This is a genomic window from Serratia sp. 14-2641, assembly GCF_001692375.1.
In the GTDB taxonomy this organism is placed as follows: Bacteria; Pseudomonadota; Gammaproteobacteria; order Enterobacterales; family Enterobacteriaceae; genus Chania; species Chania fonticola_C.
Genome location: NZ_LXKR01000088.1, coordinates 124,553 through 139,144 on the forward strand (window position 1 = coordinate 124,553; position 14,592 = coordinate 139,144).

Consider the following 14,592-nt stretch of genomic DNA (forward strand, 5'->3'; position numbering starts at 1 on the left):
GAGTAGATCATGTCTGAAGTAGCTGTAGTGATTGGCGGTGGCCAAACGTTGGGTGCTTTCCTGTGCCATGGCCTGGCTGAAGCGGGTTATCGCGTTGCGGTCGCCGATTTGAATGCCGACAACGCCAATCTGGTGGCACAGCAAATCAATCAGGAGTTCGGAGCCGATCGCGCCATCGGTTTCCAGGCCGATGCCACCGATGAGGCCAGCGTTATCGCGCTGGCTGGTGCGGTTGACCGGGCTTTCGGTCAGACAAACCTGTTGGTGTACAGCGCCGGGATTGCCAAAGCCGCGCCGATCACCGATTTCCCACTGGGGGATTTTGACCGCTCCTTGCAGGTGAACCTGGTGGGTTATTTCCTGTGTGCCCGCGAGTTCTCTCGCCTGATGATCCGCGACGGTATCGCTGGGCGCATCATTCAAATCAACTCTAAATCCGGCAAGGTCGGCAGCAAGCATAATTCAGGCTACAGCGCCGCCAAGTTCGGTGGCGTTGGATTGACACAGTCGCTGGCGCTCGATCTGGCCGATTACGGGATCACCGTGCACTCCCTGATGCTCGGTAACCTGTTGAAGTCGCCGATGTTCCAGTCACTATTGCCACAATATGCGCAGAAGCTGGGGATCAAGCCTGAAGAGGTCGAGAAGTATTACACCGATAAGGTTCCGCTGAAACGCGGCTGTGACTACCAGGATGTGCTGAACACGCTGCTGTTTTATGCCAGCGATAAAGCCTCTTACTGCACCGGCCAGTCGATCAACATTACCGGTGGCCAGGTGATGTTCTGATGTTAATCGGTTAGGGGCCAGAGGAAAAACACCTAGCAGCCCCTCACCCCTACCCTCTCCCAATGATAGACCAGAGGCATCATGGACACTTGCTTGGGGGAGAGGGAGCCAGTTCGGTGTCGCGGTAAGGTGCTGGAGATCATCTGTGGCATAGGCTCAATGGCTAGGTACGAAAGTTAATTTGTAGCACATTCAGTCCCCTCTCCCTGTGGGAGAGGGTTAGGGTGAGGGGACGATCACCGGACTCTCACTTTTATTTTCACACAGGAGAACAACCGTATGACCAGCGCACTAGTTACCTTCGCCGTTATCGCCTGGCTGATGCAAATCGCCCTGGGTTGGTGGCAGCTCCAGCGCTTTAACCGCGCGTTCGAGAGCCTGTGCCAGTTGGGCACCGTAGGCGTTGGCCGTTCTGGGGGCAGGTTCAAACCTCGCGTGGTATTGGCGCTGGCGTTTGATGCCCAACAACGAGTCTGTGGCAGCATGCTGATGCGTGGCCTGACCATCTTCGCCCAGCCGAAACAACTCACGCAGTTACATGGCATGCACCAACAACAACTCTGCCCAGATGTGATCTTCCCTGAGGATCGGGCATGCCAAACTGCACTATCGTTAGCGATCGCACCGAAATCATGATATTTTCACATTAAAAGACATTACCTTTCATAGTGAACTATATCACCGAGAGGAATGGTCAACTCTTGTGAACAGGGATCTCTATGAAACCAAAGCAGCGGCAAGCCGCTATCCTCGAATACTTGCAGCGGCATGGCAAAACGGCAGTGGATGCCCTGGCAGAGCATTTCTCCACGACCGGCACCACCATCCGTAAAGATCTCACCTTGCTGGAAGAAGAAGGCGAGGTGATCCGCACCTATGGCGGCGTGGTGCTTAGCCGTGACGATGGCGATCAGCCCATCGATCGTAAAACCCATATCAACACCGAAAAGAAACGCCAGATCGCCTATGCGGCCATCAAGCTGATAGACGATGGCGATTCACTGATCTTTGACGCGGGCAGCACGGTATTGCAGATGGTGCCGCATTTGGCGCAGTTCAATAACATCACCGTGATGACCAACAGCCTGACTATCGTTAACGCGCTGGTGGAACTGGATAACGATCAAACCATCCTGATGCCCGGCGGCACCTACCGGAAAAAATCTGCCTCCTTTCACGGCAGCCTGGCGGAATCGGCATTTCAGCAGTTCAGCTTCGACAAGCTGTTTATTGGGGCCGACGGTGTCGACCTCAATGCGGGTGTCACCACCTTTAATGAGGTGCATAATGTCAGCAAGGCGATGTGTGAAGCCGCCAGCCGCATTGTATTGCTGGTCGATTCCTCGAAGTTTGGCCGCAAAAGCCCTAACGTGGTGTGCGATCTGAGCGTCGTGGATACTTTGATCACCGATAACGGCATCAACCCGGATTACCTGGCTGCGCTACAGGCCAAAGGTATCAATATCATTCTGGTAGGAGACCCACTTGATGAGTAATGCCACTGCCCTGCTCAACTTTGCCCGTGAAACGCTGGAAATTGAGCTGACCGAAGCGCAGCGCCTGCTGACACGCCTGGATGACAACTTTGTCCAAGCCTGTGAACTGCTGCTCAACTGCCGTGGCAAGGCGGTGATTTCCGGTATTGGTAAATCCGGCCATATCGGCAAGAAGATTGCCGCTTCGTTGGCCAGCACTGGCACCCCGTCGTTTTTCGTCCATCCGGCGGAAGCCTTGCATGGCGATTTGGGGATGATCGGCGCCGAGGATGTGGTGATCTTCATCTCCTATTCAGGCCGCGCCAAAGAGCTGGATCTGATCCTGCCGCTGCTGGCAGAGAGCAAGATCCCAGTCATTGCCATGACCGGTGGCAAAGAGTCGCCACTGGCGCTGGGTGCTGCCTGTACGTTGGACATCAGCGTTGAACGTGAAGCCTGCCCGATGGGCCTGGCACCAACCTCCAGCGGAGTGACTACGCTGATGATGGGGGATGCATTAGCGATGGCCCTGATGCGCCAGCGTGGTTTTAATGCCGAGGACTTTGCCCGCTCCCATCCAGGTGGCAGCCTGGGTGCTCGCCTGCTAAATCGCGTCCATCATTTGATGCGTACTGGCGATCGCCTGCCGATGGTGCAAGAAAGCGCCAACGTGATGGAAGCCATGCTGGAGTTGAGCCGTACCGGACTAGGCTTGGTAGCCGTATGTGATGCACAGCAAAAAGTGGTGGGCGTGTTTACCGACGGTGACCTGCGCCGCTGGTTGGTGAAGGGTAATAGCCTCAATGATAGCCTCAGCCCGGCGATCACTCGCCCCGGCTACCGCTTGCCAGAACAGTGGCGTGCCGGGGAAGCCCTGGAAGCGCTGCACGAACAGCACATCAGCGCCGCTCCGGTGGTAGATATCGATGGTGTACTGGTAGGGGCAATCAACCTGCACGACCTGCATCAGGCCGGGATCGGCTGATAGTAGCAAACCTCTCAAGCAGGGGCGTAGCATGCTACGCCCGCTTAACGGCCTTGGCGCGTAGCTTTGCCCCTCAGCAGCGTTACTTCCAGTCTGGATTACCCTCAAACTGTTTCTTCAGCAACGCTTTCATCTGATCATCCGGTTTACCCAACCATTGATATTTGGCGTATTTCTTCGGATGGTCAATGGCCTGCGGCTTATTGGGCACTTCAATCCGCACGCCCCAAGCCTGGGACTTGTCTGCTTTAAAAGCCACAATCATAAAGTTATTGGCGCAGTCATGCGGCTTGCAGATGTTACCGATCTGGTAGCTTTGCCCTTGCCAGGTGACGGTTTCGGCTGGTGTGGAAGTGCCGATCCCTTTGCGCGCCCAACCCGGTAACTGTGCCTGGCCCTTCACCATATTTTTCCAACTGGTTTGGTAGCCCGGCTGCTGGATCAGATCTGAAGCAGTGATAATCTGTTCGGCAAAACTGCCGGTGCTAAATCCAAGCAGGGCCGCAACCAGGGCTCCCAGCAACCTCTTTTTTCCTATCATGGTCTTCTCCCTCGGTAAATCAAAAGCGTAGCTCCAAGTAGCTCAGACCACAATTAAACGGGAAAGTTGGCTCAGCGTTTTTCGTCAGACTACCTGCCAATAGCCTTTTTTGGTTGCCCCAACCCCGATTAACCGCTTTCCTTCCAGGAAGCGGTGGTAAATTTTCTTCCGACATTTCTTCCGACATTTCTTCCGACATTATGGCAAGTTTTCCCTTCTGCCCGCCAATACCTTCAGCTAATGCCGCCAGCTTAAACTCAATCTCTGGCTCACCACCAGGCATGGAAATGATGCACCGGCCCAATACCCTGCCCCACCTCCAGGCTATCGGCCTGCTGTAAAGCCAGTTGCAGGTAGTTTTTTGCCGCTGCCACGGTATCGGCCCAGCTCTGGTGGCGCGGGCGCAAGGCTGCCAGTGCCGCAGATAAGGTGCAACCGGTGCCGTGCGTATGCCTGGTCGCTATGCGCGGCGCACTAAAGCGCTGCTCAAAGCCGGGAGTAAATAACCAGTCTGGGCTTTCCTCTTCACTTAGATGCCCCCCCTTCATCAACACCGCCTGACAGCCCATCGCCAACAATGCCTGGCCCTGCTCACGCATTTGTGATTCGTTTTGTGCCGGAGCGCAGGCCAGCAAAGCAGCGGCCTCTGGCAAGTTCGGCGTGATAATGGAAACCAATGGCATTAGCTCATGGCGGATGGATTCCACCGCTTCCGGTGCCAGCAGCGGGTCACCACTTTTAGCCAGCATCACCGTATCCAGCACCACATAAGGCAGCTTGTAATGGCGTAGGCGCTCGGCCACTGCCCGCACGATATCGGCATTAGCCAACATGCCGATTTTAGCGCTATCGATACGCACATCGCTGAGTACCGAATCCAACTGGGCAGCCACAAATGCCGGTTCGATATGATATACCGACTGTACGCCACGGGTGTTCTGCGCCACCAGCGCGGTGATCACGCTGGTGCCATAGGCCCTCAACGCGGAGAAGGCTTTCAGATCGGCCTGAATACCGGCTCCACCACTAGGATCGGTGCCAGCGATGGTGAGTGCGTTAATTCGTTTCATAGCAGATCCTCCATCCGCAGTTGGTAGAGGGCATCCAGAAAGGCGGCAGTAAAGCTGCCAGGGCCAGAACACTGCGCCGTGGCCCTTTCACCACATAGCGCCATCACGCGGCAAGCGGTGGCAATGTTATCCAGCCGATCGCCCGGCAAACTGCAAAATGCTGCCACGACGGCAGAAAGCGCGCAGCCCGTACCCACCACGCGCGTCATTAATACATCACCACCCGTGACGGCCCAGTCTCGCTCGCCATCGGTGATATAATCTGTCTCTCCGGTGACGGCCACAATGGCCCCGCAATTACGCGCCAATACCTGTGCTGCGGGTAATGCCACCAGCGAGTCATCCTGGCTATCTACGCCACGGGCGCTAGTCTGCAGGCCGCTCAATGCAATGATTTCCGACGCGTTGCCACGGATCGCCGCTGGCCGCAAGGTGAGCAAACGGCGGGCGAAGGTAGCGCGATATTCCAATCCCCCAACGGCAACCGGATCCAGTAACCAGGGTTTTTCAGCACGATTGGCAGCCTCTATGGCGGCTAGCATTGATTCTGCTCGCGATGCGTGCAGGGTGCCGATATTGATCAACAGCGCATCGGCCATGCGGCTGAACTGCGCGGCCTCTTCCGGTTCTACCACCATCGCCGGGGAAGCACCAAGCGCCAGCAGCACATTAGCCGTCAGCTCTTGCACCACTTCGTTGGTCAGGCAGTGGATCAATGGAGGTTGGCGTTTAAATTGGTTAAAACAGGCCGCGGCACGGGTGCCGGGTAACACATCAGGTCGAGTAAACATAATGCTCCCAACCGGCGTTCAAGAAGGCGGGTACCGGTTGAGATACCGCGACATCCCTACGCTGGCATAATCCAGATCAGGTAATACGGGTAATTTCTCAGCCCCTAAGGGCACCCCGAGTCGACGTTTGCCATTATTAGCGCTGCCGCCAGTGAGGTCAATCACGCGATAGCGTCAAAAAATAAAAAGGAGACGCCGCCCCCCCCAGGTAATGTATAGTTCGCGTTTGACGGGGAAATCATGCTAACTCACTCATCTATCCGCCTGAACAAATACATTAGCGACAGCGGCATTTGTTCTCGTCGATCTGCCGACCGCCACATCAAACAAGGCAACGTTTTCATCAACGACAAGTTAGCCTCCGTGGGCGCTCAGGTATTGGTCGGGGATGTGGTGAAAGTTAACGGCCAGCCGATCGAACCGCGTGATGCGGGCGATCTGGTGCTTATCGCTCTGAATAAGCCTGTTGGCATCATCACCAGCATGGGGAAGCACGTGCGGGGTAACATTGGTGATTTCGTTAATCACAGCAGACGCGTCTTTCCCATCGGGCGCCTGGATAAAGATTCCCAGGGGCTGATTTTCCTGACCAATGACGGCGAACTGGTCAATAAGATCCTCCGTGCTGGCAACAATCACCAAAAAGAGTATCTGGTGACCGTCAACAAACCGGTAACCGATGAGTTTATTCAGGGCATGAGCGCAGGCGTCCCCATCCTGGGCACGGTGACTCAAAAATGCCTAGTGGAACAAGAAGCCCCGCTGGTGTTTCGCATCACCCTGGTGCAAGGGCTTAACCGCCAAATCCGCCGCATGTGCAAATATTTTGGTTATGAAGTCACCAAGCTTGAGCGCGCACGTATTATGAACATCATTCTGAAAGGGTTGCCGCTAGGCGAATGGCGGGATTTCACCGCTGAGGAACGGAGCGAGCTATTTAAGCTGATTGAACACTCCTCGTCAGAGGATATTTTCACCCCGAGGGTCGGCGGCCAAGCATAACCGCCTCATCATCATTCAATTGCGGGAAAGCACCCGGCACCACCAGTTGTAATGCGGCGCAAGTGAATCCCTGACGAAAATTATTTATGCGTAACAACCGGCGTACAGCTTGGTGCGCTCAGCGTTGGGGCCGACAATAGAAGACCCGGCATCATCATCGAAGAGCAGTCAAAAATTCGCCCTTTCTCAGTAGTAGCTCGGTAAGAAAGTTTCTGTCCACCCAAGGCATCAGGTTGGGCGCTATTAACATTAGTCACGGTAATCTCATCCGATGATCCCAGACCCAGCATTTTAGCTGTTTCCGCCTGCAACAGCGGTATTGCCTGATCGGTTTTCAATGTTGAACAACCCGCCGCCAATAGCGTAACAGTTAAAGCGATAAACATTCTTTTCATAAATCATCCTTTAAAACCAAACAGAATCCTGATGGGTCTCTATGTTTTTCAGCGTATGAACTCCCGCGTAATATATTTCTCCGCCATAAATAAAGGAACCCTCCTAAGGTAGGGTATGCTCACGCTATATTGTGTGATGGGCGAGCAACTGATCTTGCGGCAATCATTGATTAACCTGATACAAAATACACTGCGTTACTCCAGGAATGGGGCGTACTGATAGCGATCCGTCCTCACTTAGCGGGTCTGCAATTTTCTTGAAAATCTGCACCTTCCTGCCTTTACCTCTCCTTGCGTTCGAAATTGCAATCAACCTCTCAAAACAGCCGATAATTATCAGTTGATCTTGTTTTCATTCGGCTCTATCTTCTCGCATCCGGGTACATGAAGCGGCTCGCTGGATGCGGTCTATCCCTCCTCCCCTTTCCGTCTACCAAACGGATTTATGACTCTTTTCTTGTCAGAGTTACCACACGGCATTTGATAACTTTCGGTAAACATGAACTCAACGGTTAAAGATACCCTGGCAGCACGTGACGTCACCCTCACCCCGTGGACAGGCTTTTACTTCCTGCAGTCGCTGCTGATCAACTTCGCCCTCGGCTATCCATTTAGTCTGCTGTATGCCGTGGCCTTCGGCTGTGTGTTACTGCTGCTGTGGCGTCTCAGCCCACGCTTGCAAAAGAGTGTGATCGGGCTGTTTAGTCTCATCGCTGCCATGTACTTCCCGTTTGCTCAGGCCTATGGCTCGCCCAATTTTAATACCCTGCTGGCGTTACACTCGACCTCGGTGGAAGAGTCCAGCGAGATATTGACCATCTTCCCGTGGTACAGCTATCTGGTGTCCCTGTTTATTCTGGCTCTGGGCATTATCGCGTTGCGCCGTAAGCCAACCCCGAAAGGCGCTTGGAACACCCTCAACAGCTTATGTCTCACCATCAGCGTGGTCTGCTTTTTTGTCACACCAGTACAGAATCTGGCGTACGGTGGCGTGTTTAAATTGACCGATTCTGGTTATCCCGTGTTTCGCTTCGTCAGGGATGTGATCGTCAATAACCAGGAAGTGATTGATGAAAAAGCCCGTATGCAGGCGTTTTCACAGCTGAAAGACTCCTGGAACGTGCTGGCGGTGAAACCGAAATATCACATCTACATGGTAGTGATCGGCGAAAGCGCACGGCGGGATGCCTTAGGTGCGTTTGGTGGGCACTGGGACAATACCCCCTTTGCCAGCCACGTAAACGGCTCGCTGTTGCTTAACTATATTGCGGCCAGCGGATCAACACAGAAATCGCTCGGCTTAACGTTAACCCGTGTCATCAATGGCAAACCGCAGTATCAGGATAACTTCGTCACGTTGGCCAATCGGGCAGGGTTTCAGACCTGGTGGTTCTCAAACCAAGGCCAAATTGGTGAATATGACACCGCTATCGCCAGCATTGCCAAACGTGCCGATGAAGTGCAGTTTCTGAAAAACGGTGATTTTGAAGCGGATAAGAATACCCATGACGAAACGCTGCTCAAGATGACCGCCCAGGTTTTTGCCGCCCCACGCAGCACTAACCCGCAGTTGATCGTCTTGCACCTGATGGGTTCACATCCGCAAGCCTGCGACCGGACTCAAGGGAAATACGTGGACTTTGTGCAGTCCAAAGAAACCTCCTGCTATCTTTACACCATGACGCAAACTGACAGCCTGCTGAAACAGCTCTATCAGCAGTTGCGCGATACCGGGGAAAGTTTCTCAATGGTCTACTTCTCCGATCACGGCCTGGCGTTTAAAGAGCGCGGTACCCAGGTGCAATATCTGGCGCACGATGACCAGTTTCAGCAAAATTTTCAGGTCCCCTTTATGGTGCTTTCCAGCGATGACACCGAACACCGTCTGATTAAAGCCCCTCGTTCAGCCAATGATTTCCTGACCTTTTTCGCCTCGTGGACCGGGATAAAAACCAAAGAGCTAACGCCGAAATATTCGTTTCTTTCCGAGCAAAAAGCCGGCCCCATCTATATCACCAACTTCAAGCTCAAGAAGGTGGACTACAGCCATTTGCCGACGGATATCTTTGAAACCCAAACGCGCTGAAGTGTAATAAGGTAGCCTTTGCATCTCGGGCCACTTCGTCTGTAATATGAGGCAGTTAAAATGAAAAGAGCCTGTTGACCAATGAAAAAACTGACTTTTCTACCCCTCACTTTCCTGACACTGACGCTGGCGGGTTGCACCAGTGACTACATTATCACGACTAAATATGGCGATATCCTACAGGCCCATGGTGAACCTGACACTGACCGCAATAGCGGTATGACCAGCTATACCGGCATGAACGGCGACTATCATCTGATCAATACCAATGATATTTCAGGGATAGTCAAAAAATAGCCTTTCCTGCGGCTGTGTGACTTTTATCGGTTCCCTCAGAAACCAAACGTTCAAAATTGGCATTCGCGCTCATCAAGTGGCTGTTCTACTATCAATAGATAACACGCTTGGTGAGCGAATTTAGATGGCAACTGCGATTACTCCTACTATGCATAAAGCCTTGCCATGGATTGCAGCGGTTGCATATTTTATGCAGGCCCTTGATACCTCAATACTCAACACTGCGCTGCCAAAGATGGCGGCAGACTTACATGAATCACCGTTGAGCATGGAGTCGGCAGTGATTTGCTATGCCCTCAGCCTGGCACTTTTCATCCCGGCTAGCGGCTTTCTCTCCGACAAATTCGGCACCAGAAACGTATTTATCTTTGCCCTAACCTTCTTTTCTATCGGATCCTTGTGCAGCGCCAGCTCCACATCCTTGTTCTGGCTGGACATATCCCGTGTTCTTCAAGGGGTTGGAGGAGCCATGATGGTTCCCGTCTCCAGGCTGACGCTGATAAAGTCGTTTGATAGAAAAGATTTTCTCAAGGCGCTGAACACATCGACCCTTTTAGGGCTCGCGGGCCCCTTCCTCGGTCCTGTGCTGGGTGGATTTTTAGTCGAAAAGTTCACCTGGCACTGGATATTCCTGATTAACGTGCCTATCGGTATTCTGGGGATCATATTCAGCCTGAAATTTATGCCGAATATTCGTGGCAAATCGACAGATCTGGACGTCAAGGGGCTGGTTTTGGTTTCCCTGGCGTTCATTATTACGACCTTAAGCCTTGAAATGATGAGCGATGGCGAAGGCATACACTACCCAATCTTATTGCTCATCCCAGGAGTGCTGCTGCTGTATGTGTACGTCACTCATGCCAGAAAAAACCTCAAAGTTTTTCACAAAAGCTCGATCTTTCCTCTCGAGTTATTCAAGGTAAAAACCTTTAGTATCGGGTTGGCAGGCAACTTTGCATCACGCTTGGGGGCGCAGGCCATACCTTTCCTGCTCCCTTTAATGTTGCAACTGGCGTTAGGCTTTTCCGCCATTCATTCAGGCTTGATGCTGATCCCACTGGCCCTGGCGGCCATGATCATGAAGGAGCTGGTCACCCCGATCCTCCGCCGTTTTGGTTATCGCAATGTGCTAATTTATAGTACGTTTTTTGTCGGCATGGCCATCATGACCCTGGGTCTCTTTGACCAGAATACGCCAATATACTTCCTGGCGATAAACCTGTTCCTGATCGGTTTCGTCAACTCACTGCGATTTACCGCCATGAGCAGCCTTACCCTTGCTGACCTCTATGATGAGAAGGCCAGCAGCGGTAACAGTTTGATGTCTGTCAGCCAGCAGCTCTCTACAACATTCGGTGTTGCGATCAGCGCAGTGCTGCTGAGGATGTTTCAGGCGCCTGCCGATTCCATGCATCTGGATCTGGTGGATTCATTCAGAATAACTTTCGTTATTCTCGGGGTAATAACCATTGCCTCTGGGTTTATTTTCTTCAAGCTCTCGGAACAAGACGGGGCAAATCTGACTGCTCGCCATAACAAGGAATGAGGGGATACGGTGACCCCTCTCCCAAAAGAAAAGGGGGCCAACTATGGCACTTGAGCTCAGGTATGACACCCGTATTAGCTTACCCTCAAAGGGTTTTTATAACCGCGCCGTGCAACGCCGACGTCACTAACCCTGTCAGGCCAGATACCAGCAATTGCAATGACAGAGCAACCAGAATAATGCCAGAAATACGTGCAATCGTGTCCATGGCACCGGTGGAAAGCCGCCCATGCAGCGGGCCAGAAATCAAAAACGTTAAGGCAATGGTCGGTGCCATTGCCAGGATCACGGCCGAAAGCAGCATCATGCCCGCTAAAGTATCATTATGTGCCGCCGACGAAATCCCAACGGCAATCGTCCCGCCACCAATCGATATCGGAAATAGCAATGGCACCACCGCCAAATCATCCGCATTTTTCGGGCTATCGCTGTTTAACGCCGCATTACTTTGATCGGCTTTAGTGCCACGCGTCATCAACGGCCAGCCTTGAAAGAGCAAGGCTGCCCCACCGGTGGCGCTTAACGCATGGGTGCTGAGCCCTAATGCTGTCAACATGTAATTGCCCAGCCAGATAACGATCAACATGACTATCACATAGGCCAGTGACACGCGAAATGCTACCCGCCGCAAAACCTTGTTGGATACGCCTCCCAGAATAGTGGCCGCAGCGGCCATGGTTGCGGGCGGGCTGAACATGGACAGAAAAGTGATATACAACAGTAAAAACTGAATCCACCAGGCTTCCATTTTATCCCCCTACTACGCGCGACTTACGGTTTGCGTTTAATGCAAATAGCCGAACGCTTTAACAAAGCCGTTTGCTCGAACAGTACAATAATCCCTGCCCCCACCCTGGCACCAATGCCAGGCGCGGCAACATTAAAAAACCGTCAGGGGATTATCCCACTCGCAAAAACTAGCGACCTGTTCGTTGTTAACGCCCCCGATAAAGGTTATACACCATCTGCTGGGCAACAGCCGCAACCATTTTTTGCCCCCGTACGCTGTTACCAACGGGATCAAGAGGAGGTGAGAACGCAGCAATCCCCATTACGCCGGGCACCACGGTCAAGATACCGCCTCCAACACCACTTTTACCTGGTAAACCAACGGTGTATGCCCAATCGCCAGAACTGCCATACATCCCTTCCATCGTCATTTCTGCCAGAATAAAGGGCGTGTTAGACTCTGTCAGCACTCGCTTTTTGCTGACGGGGTTGATACCACCGGCGGCAATTGTCGCCCCCATCGTGGCCAATTCAATGGTATTAAGCAGCGTTGAGCATTGGCGGGTATACACATCGCAGGCTTCCATTGGATCGCAGTACATCGCATCAGCGCTATAGAGTAACCAGGCGATCGCACGGTTATGGAAGTTGGTCGTTTGCTCTGAATCATTCACCTCGTCAGAGAGTGCGATCTGTGCCCCCGCTAGTCGCTGTTGCATATCAAGAATACGCAACCAGCGGTTTTCCCGGTCACTCGCTTTCACTAAGCTCACCGTTGACATTGCCCCGGCATTCACCAGCGGTGAGAGGGGTTTGCCGTTATGTAGCTCCAGAGCAATCACCGAGTTAAAGGGCAAGCCAGTGGGATCGGCACCAATCTTGTCCTGAACTTCTTGTGGGCCAACATCTTCCAACGCCAAGGCGAGAGAACACACTTTTGAAATTGACTCCAGCGCAAAGCGAAACTCCGCATCCCCCTGAGAAATGATATCCCCGTCGACGGTCACAATCGCCAAGGCGGCTAAATGGCTTGGCACGCTCGCTAAAAAAGGGATATAGCTGGCATTCTCGCCGCCACTCAATGTGGAATACTGCGCATAGGCATCCGATGCCACCTGTTGAAGACGTTGTAAATCGATAGTCATGTTGTTGCCCCCCAGACTGAATTTGCGGAGTTGGGAGATAATACTCCCAACCCTTGAAAGAAATATTAAGGTTTTGGCACCTGAGCGGCTGTTACAGCAGGCTCAATAGTTCTCATCACGCCAATGGCTATGCAAAGCCACCATCAGGCCCAGCCATTCTAGGCCCGCCCACTTAAACATAGCGTAATAGGCGACCAATGAGCTCTGGGTGAGGTTGATATCGGGTTGAGGGCCCCAAAAAACCGCTAGCGTGCCTAGCACAAAGGTTACCCACTGCTGCTAACATAATGGCGATAGGATAGTTTCAATAGCGATGTGACCAGCTCTACCGGCATAAACGGCAATTATCATCTGATCAGAGTGAAAAAATAGCGGCTGTCTGAGTTTTTATCTTCTCAACCGTAGCGGCTTTCTTGTTTATTCGAGTTAACCAAACAAATAGAACTTTCGCTAACCAGGCTTGAATAAGCCTGGCTGCGATAATGTTGAAGCGATATCCGCCCTTATTTAGCCGCCAGCTTACACAGCGTTAACGCCACGTTATAGGAAGCCTCGAACGACTTAAGGGGTAAAAACTCGAACCGAGAATGGAAGTTGTGCGCGCCGGTAAAGAAATTGGGTGTTAATAACCCCTTGGCGGACAACGCAGCACCGTCTGTACCGCCGCGCATCGGGATGACTTTAGGCTCTATGTTCAACTCGGCCAGTGCGGCAAAAATCAAATCTATGGCCCGGCGGTCATCGGTGATGGCATTGCTGATATTGCTGTAGGTATCGGTGATGTGATACTCCACGCGGGCAGTAGGATATTGCACAGCAATCTTCTCTGCTACTTCACCAATCTGCTGTTTGCGGCGCTCAAAGTTCGCCAAATCGAAATCACGGATATTGGCTTTCAGCAGCGCTTCGCTTTGCGATGCCTGCATGCCGTTAAACCAGATATAACCTTCGCGCCCTTCGGTATGCTCAGGAGTCTGCTGGCGATCGAAGTGGCCGATGTAATCCATCGCCATCAGCAGCGGATTCACCAGCACACCTTTAGAGGACATCGGGTGACTGGTCACGCCGGTAAAGCGCAGTTCGGCGCTGGCGGCGTTGAAGTTTTCATACACCACTTCACCCAATTCGCAGCAGTCGATAGTCCAGGCAAAGTCGACGTCGAAACGCGCCAGATCCAGCGCTTTGGCGCCACACAGGCCAATCTCTTCGTCCGGTACAAACGCCACCACGATATCACCGTGTTGGTCCTCTGCGGTAAGGTTTTCCAACACCGTCATCACTACCGTGACGGCCGCTTTGTTATCCGCCCCCAACACGCTGGTGCCATCGCTGAAAATAATCTCTTCCCCCGGATAGGCTTTGATTTCCGGGTGTTCAGCGGTGCGTAGCCAGATATCTTGCTGCGCGTTCAGGCACAAGTCCTCACCGGTAAAACGCAAGATTTGTGGATGGATGTCCGGCGATAAACCAACGTCTACGGTATCAATATGGGTGATGAATCCGATACGTGGCGCACCGGGTACGTTGCCTTTTTTCACTGCGGTGACGGTGGCATGTTCGTCAATAACCACATTATCCAGGCCGAGTTGGCGTAGTTCCTCAGCCAGCATCTCCGCCATGGCGAACTGACCAGGAGTGCTGGGCAAAGTACTTACCGCTGGGTTGCTCTGGCTGGTGACGGCCAGGTAGCGGAAGAAACGTTGGGTTAACTGCGTGGCGAGCGGTGAAGACATTATGTTGT

At 52.8% G+C, this 14,592-nt stretch carries 16 protein-coding genes, 1 pseudogene and 1 riboswitch; of the genes and pseudogenes, 8 read left to right on the forward strand and 9 right to left on the reverse strand.

What is annotated here, in order from left to right:
• Positions 1-9: 9 nt before the first annotated feature.
• The 4 genes from srlD (at position 10) to gutQ (ending at position 3,249) form a co-directional block, all read left to right on the forward strand.
• Positions 10-789, forward strand: a complete 780-nt coding sequence (srlD, locus tag A6U95_RS25870; RefSeq protein ID WP_024486186.1) for a sorbitol-6-phosphate dehydrogenase — start codon at positions 10-12, stop codon at positions 787-789.
• 279 nt (positions 790-1,068) lie between these two features.
• Positions 1,069-1,425 carry a transcriptional regulator GutM gene (gene gutM / locus A6U95_RS25875; RefSeq protein ID WP_024527023.1) on the forward strand — a complete coding sequence of 119 codons (357 nt, stop codon included), beginning with the start codon at positions 1,069-1,071 and terminating at the stop codon, positions 1,423-1,425.
• An 83-nt stretch (positions 1,426-1,508) separates the two neighbouring features.
• Positions 1,509-2,285, forward strand: a complete 777-nt coding sequence (locus A6U95_RS25880) for a DNA-binding transcriptional repressor (protein WP_021178807.1) — start codon at positions 1,509-1,511, stop codon at positions 2,283-2,285.
• A complete protein-coding gene (gene gutQ / locus A6U95_RS25885) occupies positions 2,278-3,249 on the forward strand; it encodes an arabinose-5-phosphate isomerase GutQ (RefSeq protein WP_065686574.1) in 972 nt (323 codons plus the stop codon). Before A6U95_RS25880 ends, gutQ begins: the two co-directional genes overlap by 8 nt.
• An 82-nt stretch (positions 3,250-3,331) precedes the next feature.
• On the opposite strand, the gene A6U95_RS25890 is transcribed toward gutQ, so the two are convergent.
• From A6U95_RS25890 to thiM, 4 genes are read right to left on the reverse strand one after another with little or no spacing between them, the layout of a single operon-like run.
• Positions 3,332-3,790, reverse strand: coding sequence for an inhibitor of vertebrate lysozyme family protein (locus A6U95_RS25890; RefSeq protein WP_065686575.1), 459 nt, complete (start codon positions 3,788-3,790; stop codon positions 3,332-3,334).
• A 19-nt stretch (positions 3,791-3,809) separates the two neighbouring features.
• Positions 3,810-4,073 carry a hypothetical protein gene (locus A6U95_RS25895; protein ID WP_065686576.1) on the reverse strand — a complete coding sequence of 88 codons (264 nt, stop codon included), beginning with the start codon at positions 4,071-4,073 and terminating at the stop codon, positions 3,810-3,812.
• Positions 4,060-4,860 carry a bifunctional hydroxymethylpyrimidine kinase/phosphomethylpyrimidine kinase gene (gene thiD / locus A6U95_RS25900; RefSeq protein ID WP_065686577.1) on the reverse strand — a complete coding sequence of 267 codons (801 nt, stop codon included), beginning with the start codon at positions 4,858-4,860 and terminating at the stop codon, positions 4,060-4,062. Before thiD ends, A6U95_RS25895 begins: the two co-directional genes overlap by 14 nt.
• Positions 4,857-5,651, reverse strand: a complete 795-nt coding sequence (thiM, locus tag A6U95_RS25905; RefSeq protein WP_065686578.1) for a hydroxyethylthiazole kinase — start codon at positions 5,649-5,651, stop codon at positions 4,857-4,859. The genes thiD and thiM overlap by 4 nt, the downstream gene beginning before the upstream one ends.
• Positions 5,652-5,687: 36 nt before the next feature.
• Positions 5,688-5,779, reverse strand: a riboswitch (TPP riboswitch).
• 112 nt (positions 5,780-5,891) lie between these two features.
• Between thiM and rluF the strand changes: the two genes are divergently transcribed.
• Positions 5,892-6,653 (forward strand): 23S rRNA pseudouridine(2604) synthase RluF, encoded by a 762-nt coding sequence (gene rluF, locus A6U95_RS25910; RefSeq protein ID WP_065686579.1) that lies wholly within the window; start codon positions 5,892-5,894, stop codon positions 6,651-6,653.
• 80 nt (positions 6,654-6,733) lie between these two features.
• Here rluF and A6U95_RS25915 read toward each other — a convergent pair whose 3' ends face one another.
• Positions 6,734-7,048 carry a hypothetical protein gene (locus A6U95_RS25915; RefSeq protein WP_065686580.1) on the reverse strand — a complete coding sequence of 105 codons (315 nt, stop codon included), beginning with the start codon at positions 7,046-7,048 and terminating at the stop codon, positions 6,734-6,736.
• A 499-nt stretch (positions 7,049-7,547) separates the two neighbouring features.
• Here A6U95_RS25915 and A6U95_RS25920 point away from each other — a divergent pair, with 499 nt between their 5' ends.
• From A6U95_RS25920 to A6U95_RS25930, 3 genes are all read left to right on the forward strand, one after another.
• The gene (locus A6U95_RS25920) at positions 7,548-9,134 is read left to right on the forward strand and encodes a phosphoethanolamine transferase (RefSeq protein WP_065686581.1); all 1,587 of its coding nucleotides are present in this window, start codon (positions 7,548-7,550) and stop codon (positions 9,132-9,134) included.
• An 81-nt stretch (positions 9,135-9,215) separates the two neighbouring features.
• Positions 9,216-9,431 (forward strand): YgdI/YgdR family lipoprotein, encoded by a 216-nt coding sequence (locus A6U95_RS25925; protein ID WP_065686582.1) that lies wholly within the window; start codon positions 9,216-9,218, stop codon positions 9,429-9,431.
• A gap of 124 nt (positions 9,432-9,555) precedes the next feature.
• Positions 9,556-10,977, forward strand: coding sequence for an MFS transporter (locus tag A6U95_RS25930; protein WP_241810727.1), 1,422 nt, complete (start codon positions 9,556-9,558; stop codon positions 10,975-10,977).
• A gap of 85 nt (positions 10,978-11,062) precedes the next feature.
• Here the strand turns inward: A6U95_RS25930 and A6U95_RS25935 are convergent, their stop codons facing one another.
• The 4 genes and pseudogenes from A6U95_RS25935 to pepT all read right to left on the reverse strand — a co-directional run bounded on the left by A6U95_RS25935 (position 11,063) and on the right by pepT (position 14,584).
• On the reverse strand, positions 11,063-11,725 hold the full coding sequence (locus A6U95_RS25935; protein WP_065686584.1) for a MarC family protein: 663 nt from the start codon (positions 11,723-11,725) through the stop codon (positions 11,063-11,065).
• A gap of 187 nt (positions 11,726-11,912) precedes the next feature.
• On the reverse strand, positions 11,913-12,851 hold the full coding sequence (gene glsA, locus A6U95_RS25940; RefSeq protein ID WP_065686585.1) for a glutaminase A: 939 nt from the start codon (positions 12,849-12,851) through the stop codon (positions 11,913-11,915).
• A gap of 113 nt (positions 12,852-12,964) precedes the next feature.
• Positions 12,965-13,155: pseudogene (locus A6U95_RS31635) on the reverse strand (amino acid transporter); the annotation flags it as partial.
• A gap of 199 nt (positions 13,156-13,354) precedes the next feature.
• Entirely contained in the window at positions 13,355-14,584 is a 1,230-nt protein-coding gene (pepT, locus tag A6U95_RS25945; RefSeq protein ID WP_065686586.1) for a peptidase T, read from the reverse strand.
• Between the last annotated feature and the right edge of the window lie 8 nt (positions 14,585-14,592).